The following is a 17,363-nucleotide window of genomic DNA, read 5'->3' as shown; positions in this document are numbered from 1 at the left end:
TCTAGCTGTGACTGAAACCGCGGATGCAATGCAGCCAGCGCCCAACGAGGCGCGCGAGCAGTGGACGGAGCTGGCCGAAGAGGTACGCCAGCATCAGTTCCGCTACTACGTTCGTGACGCGCCCGTCATTTCGGACGGTGCATTCGACACATTGCTCGGGCAGCTCAATGCTCTCGAAGAGCGGTACCCGGATCTGCGAACTCCCGACTCTCCGACGCAACTCGTCGGCGGCGGATTCGCGACGGACTTCACGTCCGTCGATCACCTCGAGCGGATGCTCAGCCTCGACAATGTCTTCGACGAGTCCGAACTCCGCGGATGGATCGCCAAGGTAGAGCAGGAAACCGGGCCGGAACTGCACTATCTCTGCGAAGTGAAAATCGACGGTGTCGCGCTCAATCTCGTCTACGAGAACGGCAAACTCGTGCGTGCGGCAACCCGCGGCGACGGTCGTACGGGCGAGTTGGTCACTCTCAATGCCCTGACGATCAACGACATCCCGGAGCGGCTCACCGCTACGGACGAATTCCCGATTCCAACCTTGCTCGAGGTGCGAGGAGAGGTGTTCTTCCGCCTCGAGGACTTCGCGGCACTCAATGCCTCCCTCGTGGAGGAGGGTAAGGCGCCGTTCGCCAATCCGCGCAACTCTGCGGCGGGCTCCCTGCGTCAGAAGAATCCTGCCGTCACCGCGCGTCGTCGCCTCGGCATGATCTGCCACGGGTTCGGGCGCATGGAAGGTTTCGAGCCGGCTTCGCAGTACGACGCCTACGTGGCCCTCGCCGCCTGGGGGCTGCCGGTGTCCACGCACACCTCGCGGGTGGTCGGCGCCGACGCCGTGGTCGAAAAGATGAAGTACTGGGGAGAACATCGCCACGACGTCGAGCACGAGATCGACGGGTTGGTGGTCAAGGTCGACGAGATGTCGTTGCATCGACGTCTGGGCACCACGTCTCGCGCACCGCGGTGGGCGATCGCGTACAAGTACCCGCCGGAAGAGGTCACGACCAAGCTCCTCGACATCCGGGTCAGTGTCGGCCGCACGGGTCGCGTGACGCCGTTCGCGTACATGGAACCCGTCACGGTCGCGGGTTCCACTGTGTCCTTGGCCACCCTCCACAACGGCTCGGAGGTCAAGCGCAAGGGTGTGCTGATCGGCGACACCGTGGTGTTGCGCAAGGCTGGAGATGTCATCCCCGAGGTTCTCGGTCCCGTGGCAGACGTTCGTGACGGTACCGAGCGCGAGTTCGTGATGCCGACGCACTGCCCCGAGTGCGGCACGTTGTTGGCACCCGCGAAAGAGGGCGACGTCGACGTGCGATGCCCTAATCAGCAACACTGCCCGGCGCAGTTGCGCGAGCGTGTGTTCCACGTCTCGGGGCGCGGAGCATTCGACATCGAGGTGCTCGGTTACGAGGCCGCGACCGGACTGCTGGAGGCGAAGGTCATCGGTGACGAGGGAGACCTCTTCTCACTCGACGCCGAGAAACTGATCGAGGTTCCCATCTTCCGCACCAATGCGGGAGCGCTGTCTGCCAACGGAAAACGCTTGCTGGCCAACCTGGATTCGGCCAAGGACAAGCCGCTGTGGAGAGTGCTTGTGGCACTGTCGATTCGGCACGTCGGCCCCACTGCGGCGAGGGCGTTGGCCGGCGAATTCGGTTCGCTGCAACGTATTCGGGAAGCGTCGGTCGACGAGTTGGCCGCAGTCGACGGTGTCGGATCCACGATCGCCGCCGCTGTCGTGGAGTGGTTCTCCGTCGACTGGCATCAGCAGATCGTCGACAAGTGGGCTTCGGCCGGGGTGCGCATGGAGGACGAGCGAGACGACTCGATTCCGCGCAATCTCGAGGGTCTCTCGATCGTCGTCACCGGTTCGCTCGAGACGTACTCGCGAGATCAGGCGAAGGAAGCGATTCTGGTGCGCGGCGGTAAGGCGGCTGGGTCGGTCTCGAAGAAGACTGCGTTTGTCGTCGTCGGTGAAGCGCCCGGTTCCAAGCATGACAAGGCAGTCGAATTGGGTGTGCCGGTGCTCGACGAAGACGGCTTCCGGCGGTTGCTCGAAGATGGCCCGGATGCGGTCGCTCCCACCGATTTGGACGAATCAGAGTGACTTTGTCCGATTTCTGAGATTGGTGTGCTGGGTGCGATAGTGACGCCATGATCGAGATTCGTGAAGTTCTACCGGCTGAGTTCGAGACCGTCGGGGAACTGACTGTGCAGTCGTACGTGGGTGGCGGATTTGTCGCCGGCGGATCGCCGTACGCGGAGCGCCTGCGAGACACCGCAACTCGGGTGGAGCAGGGGCGGGTGCTGGTTGCCGTTCTCGGCGAAGAGGTCGTGGGTTCTTTGACGATCGCCGAACCCGGCACGCCCTTCGCGGATGTTGCGCAGAAGGGCGAACTCGAGTTCCGCATGCTCGCGGTCTCGCCGCAGGCTCGGGGATCGGGCGCCGGAACCGCATTGGTTCGCGCAGTGATCGCCGAAGCCTACGACCGAGGCGATCACTCGGTGGTCATCTCGACGCAGCCCGAGATGGTCGATGCTCGTCGTATCTACGACCGCAACGGGTTCGTCCCCGATCCCGAGCGCGCGTGGGAGCCGATTCGCGGTATGGAGCTGACGGTCATGGTTCGCGGTCTGGCCTGATTACCCGGCCTGGTCAGCCCAGCACTGTCGCGACGATTCCGGCGAGATAGCCGAGGCGGGCTATCTCCGAAGGGCGAAATTCGGGTCCTCCGGGACGACCGAGCATGAGGACGCGATTGCCGGAGCCGAGCGGTGCGGCAGCGAGGCTGGTGTTCATCTCTCGCCAGACGTCCGGAACCCAGTCGGCCTCGCCGTCGAGGGCGGTGGGCTTGTCCAGTGGCATCCACGGAATGTCGGTGGCATGGGTTTCCGGCGCACCGGCGCTACCGACGACGCGGTACGCACCGTGCTTGCCGATGTCCGCGACGACGCACCAGCCGACTCGCAGTACACGCGGCGCGCCGTCGACGAGGACCTGTAGTCGATCGTTTCGGGCTGTCGCAACGGAATCGATGAGTTCGAGCTCACGATGGGTGTCGAGAATCCCGGCGTAGGGGCGGATCGAATCGACCAGCACGTCGGGCAGATGCTCGGCAGCGGTGATCAAGGTGTCGGGCAGTGCGCCCGGTTCGACGTCGACCACGAGGTCGTCGATGGCAAAACCGTCGCCTCGCTCCACGACGTCGAGGGAGAGGATGTCTGCGCCCACGGATCCGAGAGCTACGGCGAGCGCGCCGAGGCTGCCGGGTCGGTCGGGCAGTTGGACGCGAAGCAGGTACGACACGTGCGTGCCTTTCGCTGATCGGTTCTCGCCCGGATCACGTCGACCCGGGCCACAACCATCTTTGCACTTGCTCAGCACGCGTTGGTGGGCGCCGCGGCGGGGTCACGCCGGGTGCACATGCTTGTCACACGAGCGAAACACGAGGTGGATTCGACGTGGCGGTGGACACAGTAGGCGTGCGTACCGGTCGACACAGCAGGCGTGCTTACAGGTCTGTCGCGGCGAGCAACTAGGCTGGACCGGCAATGTTCACGTCCTCTTCCGAAAGGGGCCCCGCGGTGCCTGCCATCTCCCGTGACGAGGTCGCGCACCTCGCGCGGCTGTCCAGACTCGCCCTGTCCGATGCCGAACTCGACGAGTTCGCCGGTCAGTTGGATTCGATTCTCAACCACGTCAAGGTGGTCACCGAGGTTGCGGCCGACGACGTCCCGCCCATGGCGAACCCCAATGCCGTCACCAACGTGACGCGCCCCGACGTGATCGTGCCCGGGTTGACCCCCGAGCAGGCATTGTCCGGAGCACCCGCAGTCGAACAGGATCGCTTTGCGGTTCCGCAGATCCTTGGAGAGGGCGAATGACCGATCTGACCACGCTGGACGCCGCTGAGCTGGCCGGCAAGATCCACTCGCGTGAGGTGTCCTCGGTAGAGGTCACGCAGGCGCATCTCGACCGCATCGCTGCCGTCGACACCGAGTACCACGCCTTCCTGCACGTTGCCGGTGAACAGGCTCTCGAAGCCGCCGCAGCAGTGGACAACTCGCTCGCAGGCGGAAACGAACCCGCTTCGGCACTCGCCGGAGTTCCGATTGCGTTGAAGGACATCTTCACAACGACGGACATGCCGACCACCTGTGCGTCGAAGATTCTCGAAGGCTGGGTTGCGCCGTACGACGCGACCCTGACGAGCAAGCTTCGCGCTGCGGGCATCCCGATCCTCGGCAAGACGAACCTCGACGAATTTGCGATGGGCTCCTCCACGGAGAACTCCGCATTCGGTCCGACGCGTAACCCGTGGGATGTCACCCGCATCCCCGGCGGATCCGGTGGTGGTAGCGCTGCAGCGCTCGCGTCCCGTCAGGCCCCGTTGGCCATCGGCACCGACACCGGCGGTTCGATCCGTCAGCCCGCTGCGGTCACCGCGACGGTCGGAACCAAGCCGACGTACGGAACTGTCTCGCGCTTCGGGCTCGTCGCGTGCGCCTCCTCGCTCGATCAGGGTGGCCCCTGTGGTCGCACCGTGCTCGACACCGCTCTGCTGCACGAGGTCATCGCCGGGCACGATCCGCGTGACTCCACGTCCATCGACGCCCCCGTGCGTCCGGTGGTCGCTGCGGCACGTGAAGGTGCAGTCGGCGACCTGCGCGGCGTCAAAGTCGGTGTGGTCAAGGAACTTCACTCCGATAGCTACCAGCCCGGCGTCATCGCTTCCTTCGACGCTGCTGTCGAGCAACTCAAGGCTTTGGGCGCCGAAGTTGTCGAGGTTTCGTGCCCGAGCTTCGAGCATGCGCTCGCGTCGTACTACCTGGTGCTGCCCAGTGAGGTCTCGTCCAACCTGGCCCGCTTCGACGCCATGCGCTACGGACTGCGGGTCGACGAAGGCAACATGAGTGCCGACCAGGTCATGGCGGCAACCCGCGCCGCCGGTTTCGGCCCGGAGGTCAAGCGCCGCATCATGATCGGTACCTACGCACTGTCCTCGGGCTACTACGACGCCTACTACGGTTCGGCGCTCAAGGTTCGTACCCTCATCGCACGCGATTTCGACAAGGCCTACGAGAAGGTAGACGTACTGGTCTCGCCGACCAGCCCGTTCACGCCGTGGAAGTTGGGGGAGAAGGTCGGCGATCCGTTGGCCATGTACCTCTCCGACCTGTGCACGCTGCCGACCAACCTGGCCGGACACTGCGCGATGTCGGTGCCATCGGGTCTGTCCGCGGACGACAACCTGCCGGTGGGCTTGCAGATCATGGCGCCCGCCATGGCTGACGAGCGCCTCTACCGTGTCGGTGCCGCCTACGAAGCTGCTCGCGGCCCGATTGCAACTGCAGTCTGACCTGTTTGCTGTGCGCCTTTATTAACCCCCCGCGGTTAATAAAGGCGCACAGCAGTTTCAGGAGCAAGTCCCCAAAGCCGTCCCCTGATCGGTTCCGTAGCGGTGGCCGTGACCGGCGGGGACACCGAGCGAACCGAGCATGTCGACAGTTGTCTGCAAGAACGTGACGCCTGGGATCCACTGCGGGATCGGGCCGTCCTGCACGGCACGGCTCAGATCCGGCTTCTGCGTCGCGAGGGCGGGGGACCACCACACCACCGGGTCGGACGTATTCGCGAGGACGGTTGCGCCGTCCGTTCGTGTCGCGCCGGCCGGGGGACCGGCCCACAACACGTCGCACGGGACGATGGGACTGCCCTCGGACAGAGCCTCGGTCAGTGCGGCGCTGCCGCCGACGGCGCCGAGGCTCTGTCCGTAGAGGAACAGGTCCGGTCGCTCTTCGGCCGGCATCGCGGCAATGTGGCTTCCGACAGCTGTGAACAGGGCGGTGGCTGATTCTTCGGCGTCGTCGCGGCTGAACAGGAATGTCGCCCAACTGGGTGCGTCGGAGTATTGCTGTCCGACTATCGCGACGTCTCCGCCGAACCGTTGCTCGATACCGTCGACTGCGTGGGTGTCGATCCAGCCCGAGCCGGTCGGAACGGCCACCACGACGCTGTTGCGGGCGAAGCCGCCGACGCGATCGAGCTCACTCACGGCGAGAGCGGCACGCGATGCGGCATCGGGTGCGGAATCCACACCGGCGTAGACGCGCACCGAGTCTTCGCCTGCAGCAACGAACTTGCGTCCCTCCGCGCCCATCGAGGTCCACGAGATGAGCGATTCGGAGCTGCCTGTCGCGGAGGTCGAAAGTGGCTGTGTCAGAGCGGTGTCGATGTACGCGTTGGACTTGTCGAACGAATCGGCGAGACCGTTCCAGACGGCGGGACCGACGACCAACTGCACGCCGAGGACTCCCATGACCAGTGCGCCCACGCTCCGCGCGAAACCCATCCACCGCAGCGCCTTCGAAAGTCCGACCCCGAGGCCCCAGAGTGCAAGGGCGGTCAGCGAGGCAATGCACCCCGCCTCCACCCAGTGGATCAGCCCGGCAGGCGGTGCGCCCATCGCTGCTCGCAGCGAGTTCTGCCAACCGGCGGCGGCGAACATCGCAACTGCGGTGCCGGCAGTCGACAACCCGAACGCGGTGATGCGCCAATGACGTTCGTCGAATCGGGCCTTGACCCGGTCGGGGACGAGCCGACGGGCTACCGCGGAGAACGCCCACATCGCCAGTAGTCCGATCGCGACGAGCAGACCGCTGAACACCCCTTGGAGTACGGCTGATCTCGGCAGCAGTCCAGGGGCAAGTGAGACGGCGGACATCGCTGCCACGGCGACGCTCGCGGACACCCGGGGGAGTGCGAGCGCCCCGACTCGGGCGAGGACGGGGGTCCGTGACGCATTCAGAACGCTCATGCTGCAATCGCTTTCGGGGAGAAGGAGAACTCGTTCGACGGATCGAGGCGCCGCGATCGCATCAGGGTGAAGCCGAGGGCGGAAACTGCCAGAACTCCGGCCGTGCCGTAACCGAACCCCGATTCCGCGACCGGAGTCAGATAGCTTTGGCGCCAAGAGTTTCCGTTCACCGCTGTGACGGCGACATCGGCCATCGCGAAGCAATACCCACGTGAGAGAAAGGACGTGCGGTCTTCACAGGCCGCATGCATTCGCTCGTCGAGCTGACCGTCGAGGACCTGGCGGGCCCACGGCCCCAGTTCCGTTCCGTGCGAATGCGCGTAGCGGAGTAGGTCGTACCCGAGATCGTGTGCTTTGCAGGCCGAGTCGAATTCGTCGGGAAGCGGAATCGGTGACGAGCAGTCGCCGTGGGGGTTGGCGAGGTATCCGTCGACGACGGTAGGCGTGTAGCCGGCAAATGCGGCGAAATCCGACGGGATGGTGGTCGCAGCATCAGAGGCATCCGCGGTAGTCACAGTGGCGATCGCCCTGGATGCGTTCGAATTCTCGGTGCGCGGCGGCTCGGCTCCGCTCGCTCCGGCAGTGACGGTGATCGCTGCCGTTGCCGCAAGCGCCAGGGCAGCCCAGGTGCCGGCGCTTCGAGAGAGGTCTTTCACTCGTGTGATCCGCATGCCGTTCACGCTATGAACGGACAATCCTGGCGGTCATCGCACTGGAGAGGGGTTCTCCGACGTGCGATCGGGTGAGAATTCCCTCCCCTGTGATACCTCGGAGGTAGGGGGATCTCACTCTGCAGTATGAGGACTTTCCGGGTTCGCCTTCATAGGCTTGACGGGTGATCAAGGTCCGAAGGAAGAACAGAGGCGCACCGGGTGTGCCCGCGCCGACATACACCACTGCCGGGTCGGTGCTGTCCGGCCTCGACGGGGCGGTCGTACATTCGGAGAAGGTGCGCCGGGCAACCAGTTTCGTGGCCCGCGGTCAGTTCTGGAACATCGTCATCGTAGTGATCACTCTGATCCTCTATTCGATTGCCTGGCCGACACTGCAACTGACGCATCATGTTTCGCCACCGATCATGCCGTTCGTCGCCGCGTTGGCCGCCTTTCCGTTTGTCCTGATCCGGATCAACGCTCCGTTGGGATGGGCGGTGTCGGCGGTGTCGGCACTGATCATCCCGTTGGTGTTCGACAACACGACTGGTTACGACTACCCGTGGCAGGTCGTCCACATCATCGTGCTGATGTCGTTGCTGGCCGCGGTGAGTCTGCGGGCGCCCATTCAGGTTGTCGGCGTCGCCTGGATCGCCACGGTGCTGCTTTTCCTCGGCAACGCTCCGGGAAGCGACGGAGCCGGTTGGGCCGTCGGATTGAGCGCCCTGGTGGTCTTCTGCCTGCTGATCCGCTGGTTGGTTCTCTCGCGCCGTCAGTTGGCCAAGCAGGAGGAAGTCAGCGAACTCGAACGCACACGGCGCACGATCCTCGAGGAGAAGGCGCGGATCGCCCGCGACTTGCACGACATCGTGGCCCACCACATGTCGATGGTGGTCGTGCAAGCGCAGAGTGCGCCGTACCGACTCGATGCGGTCACTCCCGAGATCCGGACCGAATTCGAATCGATAAGTGAGACAGGGCGAGCAGCGCTCAACGAGATTCGTGGTCTCCTCGGAGTGCTGCGCAGCGACGGTGACTCCGTGGTGACGGCCCCGCAACCGGGCGTCGATCAGTTAGACGAACTGCTGCTCGGCAGTACCCGTGCCGGACTTCCGGTGTCGTGGCGAGTCGACGGGGATCGAGCGTCGGTCTCGGAATCCACGGGCCTTGCGCTCTACCGGATCATTCAGGAGTCGATTACCAATGCGGCCAGGCATTCACCAGGCGGACCCATCGAGATCGCCGTGGCGTTCGGCCCGCAATCGGTGAGCGCGCTCGTGAACAACGGGCCTTCGCCATTGGGTGGCAATCAGCACTCGGCGTCGGAAACCACTGGTGGCAACGGAATACGCGGAATGCGTGAGCGGGCTTCGGCGGTGGGCGGCATGCTGTTGGCAAACCGGCGCGAGGACGGAGGGTTCGAGGTCCGGGCCGAGTTGCCGTCGATGCCCGCCTAGGCTGTCCGAGTGCCCATCACAGTATTCATCGCAGACGACCAGGCGATGGTTCGACAAGGGTTCGGAGCCCTACTCTCCGCCCAGCCAGACATCAGCGTGATCGGCGATGCGCCGGACGGCAAGATCGCCGTCGCCGAGGTCGCGCGATTGCGTCCGGACGTGGTGTTGATGGATGTTCGTATGCCCGAGATGAACGGACTCGACGCTGCCCGCCAGATTCTGTCCGCCGGATGGGAGCCGCCGGTGCGAGTCCTCATGCTTACCACTTTCGACATCGACGATTACGTCTACGAGGCCCTGAGCGTCGGAGCGAGCGGTTTCATGCTCAAGGACGCACCGGCTGAGGAACTGATTCGGGCGGTGCGCGTCGTCGCCGAAGGGCAGGCCTTGCTGGCGCCGACGGTGACGCGTCGCCTGATTGCCGATGTGACCAGCCGGCGGGCCGCACCGCGCGCACGGCCCGCAGCGCTCGATGCGCTGACCCCGCGTGAGCGCGAGGTCCTCGAACTGATCGCCCGCGGATTGTCCAACGTCGAGATTGCCGAGCGGCTGTTCGTCGCCGAGCAGACCGTCAAGACCCATGTCGGGAAGGTGCTGTCCAAGCTCGATCTGCGCGATCGCGCCCAGGCAGTCGTGTTGGCGTACGAAAGCGGGCTCGTCACGCCGGGTTAGGGGTCCCGTGCGGCGCGGCGTTGCGGCTCGGCAACGCCGCTATCCTGCGGCAATACGGTGACTGGGGGAAGATGGACACCAAGATCCACAATCCGGTCACGAGAGGTGCTGCACTATGCGAATCGGAATCCTCACGGGCGGCGGCGACTGCCCGGGCTTGAACGCGGTCATCCGCGCCGTCGTACGTACGTCGGCCGGTCGTTACGGCAGTACCGTGGTCGGATTCCGGGACGGCTGGCGAGGATTGCTCGAGGACCGCAAGGTCCCGCTCGACTCCGATGACCGCATCAACCGCATCCTCACCCGCGGCGGCACGATCCTCGGCACCGCTCGCGTGAACCCCGACAAACTGCGCGCGGGCCTCGATCAGATCAAGCAGACCCTCGACGACAACGGGATCGACGTCCTGATCCCGATCGGCGGCGAAGGCACACTCACCGCGGCCAGTTGGCTTTCCGAGAGCGGCGTGCCTGTGATCGGCGTGCCCAAGACGATCGACAACGACATCGATTGCACTGACGTGACTTTCGGTTTCGACACCGCCTTGGCCGTCGCGACCGACGCCATCGACAGACTCCACACCACGGCTGAATCGCATCAGCGCGTCATGCTCGTCGAGGTCATGGGCCGGCACGCGGGCTGGATCGCGCTGCAAGCCGGACTGGCGTCGGGGGCACACCTGACTCTGGTTCCGGAACAGCCGTTCGACGTCGACGAGGTGTGCGCGATGGTCAAGAAGCGCTTCCAGCGTGGCGACTCCCACTTCATCTGCGTCGTGGCTGAAGGTGCGATGCCCGATCCCGCGTCGATGACCCTGCGCGAAGGTGGCATAGACGAGTTCGGCCACAAGATCTTCACCGGTGTCGCGCAGCAGCTCGGAAACGAGATCGAGCGCCGGATCGGCAAGGAAGTTCGCACCACCGTCCTCGGGCACATCCAGCGCGGTGGCACCCCGACGCCGCACGACCGCATCCTCGCCACTCGCTTCGGCGTTCATGCCACCGACGCAGCTCACCGCGGAGATTTCGGTCAGATGGTCGCGTTGCACGGAACGTCCATCGACCTCGTTCCGCTCGCCGAGGCGACCCGCAAACTCAAGACGGTGCCCAAGGAGCGCTACGAGGAGGCAGCCGCATTCTTCGGCTGAGCCGCAGACGCATAAACTGATCACCATGACTGCTGTCGATGCGCCCGACATCCTCGATTACGACGAAGTACTGACCAAGTACGAGCCTGTGATGGGTATGGAGGTGCACGTAGAACTCGGCACCGCGACCAAGATGTTCTGCCCGTGCCCCACCGAGTTCGGTGCCGAACCCAATACCCAGGTGTGCCCGGTCTGTCTGGGCATGCCCGGTTCGTTGCCGGTGGTGAACGCAGCCGCTGTCGAGTCCGCGATCCGGATCGGCCTTGCGCTCAACTGCTCCATCACGCCTTGGGGCCGATTCGCACGCAAGAACTACTTCTACCCGGATCAGCCGAAGAACTACCAGATTTCCCAGTACGACGAGCCGATCGCAACCGAGGGATACCTCGACGTGATCCTCGACGACGGGACGACGTGGCGTGTCGACATCGAGCGCGCACACATGGAGGAGGACACCGGTAAGTCCCTCCACGTCGGTGGCGCTACGGGCCGTATCCACGGTGCGAGCCACTCACTGCTCGACTACAACCGTGCGGGGGTGCCGCTGGTGGAGATCGTCACCAAGACCATCCACGGTGCCGGTGAGCGCGCTCCCGAGGTTGCCCGCGCCTACGTGACGGCGCTTCGTGATCTGCTCAAGTCTCTCGACGTCTCGGACGTGCGGATGGATCAGGGATCGATGCGCTGCGACGCCAACATCTCGCTGATGCCGATCGGCGCCAAGGAACTCGGAACGCGTACCGAGACCAAGAACGTCAACTCCCTCAAGAGCGTCGAGGTCGCAGTTCGCTACGAAATGCGCCGTCAGGCAGCAGTTCTCGACGCCGGCGGCGAGGTCATCCAGGAGACCCGCCACTTCCAGGAAGCCGACGGCACCACGGCCGCCGGACGCCGCAAGGAAACGGCCGAGGACTACCGCTACTTCCCGGAACCGGATCTCGAGCCTGTTGCTCCGAGCGCCGAGTGGGTCGAAGAACTGCGCGGCACCTTGCCGGAGCTTCCCTGGATTCGCCGCGCGCGGATCCAGAAGGACTGGGGAATCTCCGACGAGGTCATGCGTGACCTCGTCAACGCCGGCGCCATCGATCTGGTGATCGCGACCACCGAGGCCGGTGCTTCGCCCGAGGCAGCGCGCTCCTGGTGGCTGTCCTACCTGTCGCAGCAGGCCAACACCCGCGGCGTCGAACTCGGCGCTCTGCCGATCACCCCGGCGCAGGTTGCGCAGGTCGTAGCTCTCATCGACAGCGGCAAGCTCAACAACAAGGTCGCTCGCCAGGTCGTCGATCACGTCCTCGACGGCGAGGGTGACCCGGAGCAGGTTGTCGCGGCCCACCCGGAGCTGGTCGTCGAACGTGACGAAACCAAGCTCAAGGCAGCCGTCGACGAGGCACTCGCAGCCAACCCCGACATCGCGGACAAGATCCGCAGCGGCAAGGTCCAGGCCGCCGGAAAGATCGTCGGCGACGTCATGAAGGCCACCCGAGGACAGGCAGACGCGGCTCGTGTGAAGGAACTTGTCATCGAGGCGTGCAGCTAGCGCACACTGAATCTCTGACACTGATGCCCGGCCGAATCTTCGGCCGGGCATCAGTATTTACCGCTGTCGTTTTGCCGCTGTCGGTCTACAGACCAGGGACCACAACCGCACGGCCGCTGAGCGTTCCGGCAGCCAGTCGTCGATACGCTTCGGCACCGTTGTCGAGACTGAAGGTCTCCACCGCGATGTCGAAGATGCCGGCGTGGGCGAGGTCGATCAATTCGATCAACTCGTTGCGGGCACCCCAATAGGGAACTGTCACCGAAGCCTCGTAAGGACTTTGGAAGAACCCGACTTTGGCGTGGGCCTGGCCGTCCCCGATCCCGACGATCGTGACGTCTGATCCGACGCCGGCGACAGCCATCGCGGTGTCGATGGTGGGCTGGTAGCCGACGAAGTCGAGAACCAATGCGGCGCCTTGACTTCCAGTGATCTTGCGGACGTTCTCGGCCGCGTCCTTGTCGGACAGAACCACTTCGTGAGCGCCTACCTTGGTTGCCAGTTCGAGCTTGTCCGCGCTCACGTCCAAAGCGATGACCGTTGCCGCCGAGAGGTGACGGAGGAGCTGAATAGCGACGTGGCCGAGACCGCCGGTACCAATGACAACCGCGAACGAGCCTCCGCGAAGTTTCGGCAGAGAACGCTTGATCGCGTGATACGGCGTCAGACCGGCGTCGGTCAGCGGCACCGTCTTGACCGGGTCGAGGTCACCGATCGGGACAAGGTGGCGAGGAGAATCGACGATCATGAACTCGGCCAACGCGCCGGGTGCACCGAGACCGGGAGGATTGATGCCGAGTTCTTGGGCGCGAGAGCAATAGTTCTCGAGTCCTTGTGAGCAGTGCCAACAGTTGCCACAACCCCAAGGCCCGTAGACGACGACATTGGTTCCGATGTCGAGACCTTCGACACCCTCGCCGACGGCGGCGACCTTGCCTGCGCCTTCGTGGCCGAGCGTGAGCGGAAGGCCGTAGGTGTACTGCTCTTCGGGCAGGCTCATGATGAAGTCGTCCGAGTGGCAGACGCCGGCAGCGGTGACTTCCAGGAGCACTTCACCTGGACCGGGCTCGGGTTTGGGAATTTCCGTGAGTTCGGGTTCCGCGCCGATTCTCGTGTACTGGATTGCCTTCATTCCGACTCCTTTGTCGTGGTTGGCCAACCGCTCCTGGCACAAGCGGGGTGTTTAGCCCCGCTAACAAAAGAGTACGCATCTGTGCATGTTCGGTCACGCGATCCGTGACCGAACAGACATGCTGCTCGGCGATCTCAGGTCAGTCGATCCCGCCGCTGCCACTCGGCATCGGGATCTTGACCACCTTGTCGTCGTTCGGCCCCGGCTCACCCGCGGTCTTGTTGATCGTGCTCGCCCACATCAAACCGTCGGATCCGAGCGCCAAACCGCCCAGTTGGCCGTACGTGTCTTTCGCCACTGCCGACGGCGCGGTGGTGATCGCTCCCGTTCCGGGGTCAGCGGCCAATGCGGAGATCGCTTTGCCGGCCCCCAACGCGACAGCTACCACTCCCTGCGCCGCAATGCACCCCCCGACGCCGGGCCGGTCGGGCCAGGTCCAAGCGGGCGACGTCACTGTGCCGTCGGAGCCGACGCGTTGGAGGCGATCTTCGAGAGTGGTTCGGTCGGTGACCCAGGTCGCGATGCCTGGATCGACACACACGCCGCCGCCGTTCCCGATTCCGGACAGAACAACTTCCGGGCGAGGCGGCGCAGCGTTTGGCGTCAACGATCGGACTCGCAACAGTTTCCCCGCCAACGAGCCGGGATCCTGAGCAACCGCAGGGTTGCCGGTATCGCCTGTCAGGACCATGAGCTGGTCCGGGGCCGCGAACTCGAGTGATCCGCCGTTGCCGCTTGCACCGCGTGGGATTCCACCGAGGACCTCCTTGGCGGTGTCACCGGGAGCAATGCGGACCACCCGGTTGTCGGTTCCGGTGGTGACGTAGGCATAGATCAGGTTGTCTTCGACAAATGTGGGGGAGAGGGCGATGTCGAGCAGTCCGCCGTCGCCGCTGCCGTCGACGTCGATTTTGGCAACCTCGACCGGTGTCGTGTTGGGGGCTACCTGCATGATTCGGCCGGTTCGCCGTTCGGCCACCAGTCCGGAGTTTCCGTCCGGGAGTGTGACGAGGCCGCCGGTGGTGTCGAGACAGGTTGCGATCACGGCGGTGTCGGCGTCCTGACACGGACCGAGGGGGCCGGTCCGCGGCGCCGGCGGCGTGGTCGACGGCGGTGGGTTCTCCGGCTGCACTTCGGCGCTTGCCTGGTTGGTCGGTTCGGGTGTGAACGGCGAGGCAGTCGATTCGTCGAAGTCCGCGCAACCTGCGAGCAACGATGTCCCGAGCACCAGAGCCAGTGCGCCCAGCGCTGCATGCCTACCCGTAGTCATGCCCAAGACGTTACGTAACCCACGGCAGATGCCGCCACGCCGGACCAAGGTTCCCCGTCGAGTTCGTGAATCGGTCATAGGCTCACCTACGTGACTGACGAGCGAAAAGATCCCAGCGAGTTGTCGGATGCGGACAAGCCGACGGGCAACGTGTCCAGTCCGTATGACTCGCCCACCGAACAATTTCCGACGGTGAGCGCCAAGAATCCGTTGCCGCGGACCGACGACGATCTCGATTTCGGTTCCACGAACGCCAACTCGCTGACCGAACAGATACCGACATACCGAGCGCCGGGCGCGGATCAGCCGACAGTGGCTCTCGAGCGAGAGACGGCGTACGACGCTCCGATCACCGCCGTCCCCACCGCCGAAGCCGTGGCAGGGACCACCGAGACTCCGCGGGGCCGAGGCACTCTCGACCTCGGTTTGCTTGCACTGCGTTTGGCCGTCGGCGGAACGGCACTGGTGCACGGTCTGCAGAAGTTGACCGGTATCTGGAACGGGCCGGGTCTGGGCGGTTTCGAGACGATGCTGGCGGATGCCGGGTTCCAGCAGGCGAAGTGGATGGCGATCCTCGGCGCCGTCGGTGAGGTCGCAGGTGGCGCCCTCCTGATCCTGGGGTTGCTGACTCCCGTTGCGGCAGCATCGGTTCTGGCCGTGATGATCAATGCGTGGGCGCTGCGTCAGGCGAGCGCACCTGGACTGGAGTACTTCGCCCCGGCCGGTACCGAGTACGAGATGCTGCTCGGAATCTGTGCGGGCGTCATCATTTTGACGGGTCCTGGCCGTATTTCGCTCGACGGTCGTCGTGGCTGGGCAACCCGCCCGTTCGTCGGATCGCTCGTGGTCTTGATCCTCGGCATCGCTGCCGGCGTCTGCACTTGGATCTTCCTGAACGGTGCCAATCCGCTCATCTGAAACTCGCGCCGTCGAACAAACGAACCGCCGCTCTCCGAATCGGAGAGCGGCGGTTCGTCTGTGAAGGATCAGTCCTTGACGAGTACCGGGTCGGCGTTCGCGGACGGGATGGCTGTTCCGTCCTTGAGCTTGCGACCGAGGACCGACTTGCGGTGACCGTAGGCGAAGTACACGAGCACACCGATGGCCATCCAGACGAGGAACCGGATCCAGGTCTCGACCGAGAGGTTGAGCATCAGCCAACCGCAGGCGAGCACGGCGACGATCGGCACGAAGGGCACCAGTGGGACGCGGAATCCGCGCGGCAGGTCGGGGCGGGTGCGGCGTAGGACGATGACACCGACACAAACCAGGACGAATGCGAACAGCGTTCCGATGTTGACCATCTCTTCGAGCGTGCCCATCGGGAAGAAGGCTGCCAGGACGGCGACGATGCCACCGACGATCAACGTGATGCGCATCGGGATGCCCTTGGCGTTGGTCTTGGCCAGGCTGCGCGGCATGAGGCCGTCACGGGACATTGCGAAGAGGACGCGGGTCTGGCCGAGCATCATGACCATGACAACTGTCGTGAGGCCGGCCAGGCCACCGAAGTTGATGGCGGTTTGTGCCCAACCGATTCCGTTGGCCTCGAATGCGGTTGCGAGGGTGGCGCTGGAATCGCCGACCAGAGGACTGCCGTCCTTGAGTTCGGTGTACTTGACCATGCCGGTCAGGACGAGTGTGACGGCAACGTAGAGAACGGTGACGATGGCGAGCGAGCCGAAGATTCCGCGTGGCAACGACTTCTGCGGGTTCTTGGTTTCCTCGGCCGTGGTGGCGACGACATCGAAGCCGATGAATGCAAAGAACACGAGGCTGGCTGCGGCGAGCAATCCGTAGGCGCCGTAGCTACTTCCGCCTGCGCCGGTCAGCCAGGAGAACAAGGTCTGATGGATTCCGCTTGCAGAGCTCTCGGATCCTTCGGACGGCGGGATGAAGGGAGAGTAGTTCTCCTTCTTGATGTAGAACGCGCCCACGACGATGACGAGCAGGACTACTGCGATCTTGATCGCGGTAATGATCGCGGAGACTCGCGAGGAAACCTTGGTGCCGATCGCGAGAATCAGAGTGATCGCGCCGATGATGAGCAGTGCGCCCCAGTCGAAGCTGATCGACCCGATGTGGGCGGTAGTGCTGCCGCTCGCCCCGATGACGTTGCCGAGGTACAGCGACCAACCCTTGCCGACGACGGCGGAGGCGAGAGCAAACTCGAGGATGAGGTCCCAGCCGATGATCCAGGCTGCGAACTCACCGAACGTCGCGTAGGAGAACGTGTATGCGCTGCCTGCGACTGGAACGGTGGAGGCGAACTCCGCGTAACACAGCGCGGCAAGGCCACAGGCGATCGCAGCGAGAACGAATGCCAGTGAAATCGAGGGTCCTGCGACATTGCCTGCGGTTCGAGCAGTCAGCGTGAAGATGCCTGCGCCGATGACGACGGCGACTCCGAATACCGTGAGGTCCTTCGCGGTCAGTTCCTTCTTGAGCTTTGTCTCAGGCTCGTCGGTGTCCGCGATCGATTGCTCGACGGATTTGGTGCGCCATATGCCGACTCCGGGCATGTATTGCTCCTTGGTTGTTTCCCGTCGACCTTGTGGGTGGCGGGCGGTGGCTGACTGTCGTCGTTGTGATGTGCGTCTCAGCGACCTGATGAGGGAACCACTGGTGAGCGCCGTGTGCAAGTCAGCTCGCTCGAACTGACCGAAATGATCAC

General features: G+C 64.4%; 15 protein-coding genes. 9 read left to right on the top strand and 6 right to left on the bottom strand.

The features are described 5' to 3' along the window. Window positions 1-28: 28 nt before the first annotated feature. Window positions 29-2,110, top strand: a complete 2,082-nt coding sequence (gene ligA, locus H351_RS20510) for an NAD-dependent DNA ligase LigA (protein WP_020969298.1) — start codon at window positions 29-31, stop codon at window positions 2,108-2,110. Between the two features lie 47 nt (window positions 2,111-2,157). Continuing rightward, window positions 2,158-2,646, top strand: coding sequence for a GNAT family N-acetyltransferase (locus tag H351_RS20505; protein ID WP_019747912.1), 489 nt, complete (start codon window positions 2,158-2,160; stop codon window positions 2,644-2,646). 13 nt (window positions 2,647-2,659) lie between these two features. Here H351_RS20505 and H351_RS20500 read toward each other — a convergent pair whose 3' ends face one another. Next, a complete protein-coding gene (locus H351_RS20500) occupies window positions 2,660-3,310 on the bottom strand; it encodes an ACT domain-containing protein (protein WP_020969299.1) in 651 nt (216 codons plus the stop codon). A gap of 278 nt (window positions 3,311-3,588) precedes the next feature. On the opposite strand from H351_RS20500, the gene gatC reads away from it, so the two are divergent. Both gatC and gatA read left to right on the top strand, forming a co-directional pair. Further along, window positions 3,589-3,888: an Asp-tRNA(Asn)/Glu-tRNA(Gln) amidotransferase subunit GatC gene (gene gatC, locus H351_RS20495; protein WP_003944747.1), complete on the top strand. Its 300-nt coding sequence runs from the start codon at window positions 3,589-3,591 to the stop codon at window positions 3,886-3,888. Continuing rightward, window positions 3,885-5,363, top strand: coding sequence for an Asp-tRNA(Asn)/Glu-tRNA(Gln) amidotransferase subunit GatA (gene gatA / locus H351_RS20490; protein WP_019747914.1), 1,479 nt, complete (start codon window positions 3,885-3,887; stop codon window positions 5,361-5,363). Before gatC ends, gatA begins: the two co-directional genes overlap by 4 nt. A 57-nt stretch (window positions 5,364-5,420) precedes the next feature. On the opposite strand, the gene H351_RS20485 is transcribed toward gatA, so the two are convergent. Both H351_RS20485 and H351_RS20480 read right to left on the bottom strand, forming a co-directional pair. Further along, window positions 5,421-6,821 (bottom strand): alpha/beta-hydrolase family protein, encoded by a 1,401-nt coding sequence (locus tag H351_RS20485; RefSeq protein WP_029255102.1) that lies wholly within the window; start codon window positions 6,819-6,821, stop codon window positions 5,421-5,423. Continuing rightward, on the bottom strand, window positions 6,818-7,492 hold the full coding sequence (locus H351_RS20480) for a hypothetical protein (protein WP_029255103.1): 675 nt from the start codon (window positions 7,490-7,492) through the stop codon (window positions 6,818-6,820). The genes H351_RS20485 and H351_RS20480 overlap by 4 nt, the downstream gene beginning before the upstream one ends. A 164-nt stretch (window positions 7,493-7,656) precedes the next feature. On the opposite strand from H351_RS20480, the gene H351_RS20475 reads away from it, so the two are divergent. The 4 genes from H351_RS20475 (at window position 7,657) to gatB (ending at window position 12,287) form a co-directional block, all read left to right on the top strand. Continuing rightward, on the top strand, window positions 7,657-8,931 hold the full coding sequence (locus H351_RS20475; protein ID WP_029255104.1) for a sensor histidine kinase: 1,275 nt from the start codon (window positions 7,657-7,659) through the stop codon (window positions 8,929-8,931). 9 nt (window positions 8,932-8,940) lie between these two features. Continuing rightward, complete coding sequence (locus H351_RS20470; protein WP_007729374.1) at window positions 8,941-9,603, top strand: response regulator; 663 nt, start codon at window positions 8,941-8,943, stop codon at window positions 9,601-9,603. A gap of 115 nt (window positions 9,604-9,718) precedes the next feature. Beyond that, entirely contained in the window at window positions 9,719-10,750 is a 1,032-nt protein-coding gene (locus tag H351_RS20465) for an ATP-dependent 6-phosphofructokinase (protein WP_019747919.1), read from the top strand. Window positions 10,751-10,775: 25 nt separating this feature from the next. After that, window positions 10,776-12,287, top strand: coding sequence for an Asp-tRNA(Asn)/Glu-tRNA(Gln) amidotransferase subunit GatB (gene gatB, locus H351_RS20460; protein WP_019747920.1), 1,512 nt, complete (start codon window positions 10,776-10,778; stop codon window positions 12,285-12,287). A gap of 85 nt (window positions 12,288-12,372) precedes the next feature. On the opposite strand, the gene H351_RS20455 is transcribed toward gatB, so the two are convergent. Both H351_RS20455 and H351_RS20450 read right to left on the bottom strand, forming a co-directional pair. Then, a complete protein-coding gene (locus tag H351_RS20455) occupies window positions 12,373-13,419 on the bottom strand; it encodes an NAD(P)-dependent alcohol dehydrogenase (protein WP_019747921.1) in 1,047 nt (348 codons plus the stop codon). Between the two features lie 139 nt (window positions 13,420-13,558). Beyond that, window positions 13,559-14,689 (bottom strand): PQQ-dependent sugar dehydrogenase, encoded by a 1,131-nt coding sequence (locus tag H351_RS20450; protein ID WP_029255105.1) that lies wholly within the window; start codon window positions 14,687-14,689, stop codon window positions 13,559-13,561. Between the two features lie 90 nt (window positions 14,690-14,779). Here H351_RS20450 and H351_RS20445 point away from each other — a divergent pair, with 90 nt between their 5' ends. After that, entirely contained in the window at window positions 14,780-15,607 is an 828-nt protein-coding gene (locus tag H351_RS20445) for a DoxX family protein (RefSeq protein WP_019747923.1), read from the top strand. A 68-nt stretch (window positions 15,608-15,675) separates the two neighbouring features. Here H351_RS20445 and H351_RS20440 read toward each other — a convergent pair whose 3' ends face one another. After that, complete coding sequence (locus H351_RS20440) at window positions 15,676-17,211, bottom strand: amino acid permease (RefSeq protein WP_019747924.1); 1,536 nt, start codon at window positions 17,209-17,211, stop codon at window positions 15,676-15,678. Window positions 17,212-17,363 lie beyond the last annotated feature (152 nt).

It is taken from the genome of Rhodococcus erythropolis R138, assembly GCF_000696675.2.
GTDB classification, from domain to species: Bacteria; Actinomycetota; Actinomycetes; order Mycobacteriales; family Mycobacteriaceae; genus Rhodococcus_F; species Rhodococcus_F erythropolis.
This window is presented reverse-complemented; position numbering and strand designations above follow the sequence as displayed.

Coding starts and splice junctions, on each gene's coding strand:
- H351_RS20480 (WP_029255103.1), bottom strand. CDS start 7,492: ATGCGGATCACACGAGTGAAAGACCTCTCTCGAAGCGCCGGCACCTGG.
- ligA (WP_020969298.1), top strand. CDS start 29: ATGCAGCCAGCGCCCAACGAGGCGCGCGAGCAGTGGACGGAGCTGGCC.
- H351_RS20485 (WP_029255102.1), bottom strand. CDS start 6,821: ATGAGCGTTCTGAATGCGTCACGGACCCCCGTCCTCGCCCGAGTCGGG.
- H351_RS20450 (WP_029255105.1), bottom strand. CDS start 14,689: ATGACTACGGGTAGGCATGCAGCGCTGGGCGCACTGGCTCTGGTGCTC.
- gatB (WP_019747920.1), top strand. CDS start 10,776: ATGACTGCTGTCGATGCGCCCGACATCCTCGATTACGACGAAGTACTG.
- H351_RS20505 (WP_019747912.1), top strand. CDS start 2,158: ATGATCGAGATTCGTGAAGTTCTACCGGCTGAGTTCGAGACCGTCGGG.
- H351_RS20465 (WP_019747919.1), top strand. CDS start 9,719: ATGCGAATCGGAATCCTCACGGGCGGCGGCGACTGCCCGGGCTTGAAC.
- H351_RS20440 (WP_019747924.1), bottom strand. CDS start 17,211: ATGCCCGGAGTCGGCATATGGCGCACCAAATCCGTCGAGCAATCGATC.
- gatA (WP_019747914.1), top strand. CDS start 3,885: ATGACCGATCTGACCACGCTGGACGCCGCTGAGCTGGCCGGCAAGATC.
- H351_RS20455 (WP_019747921.1), bottom strand. CDS start 13,419: ATGAAGGCAATCCAGTACACGAGAATCGGCGCGGAACCCGAACTCACG.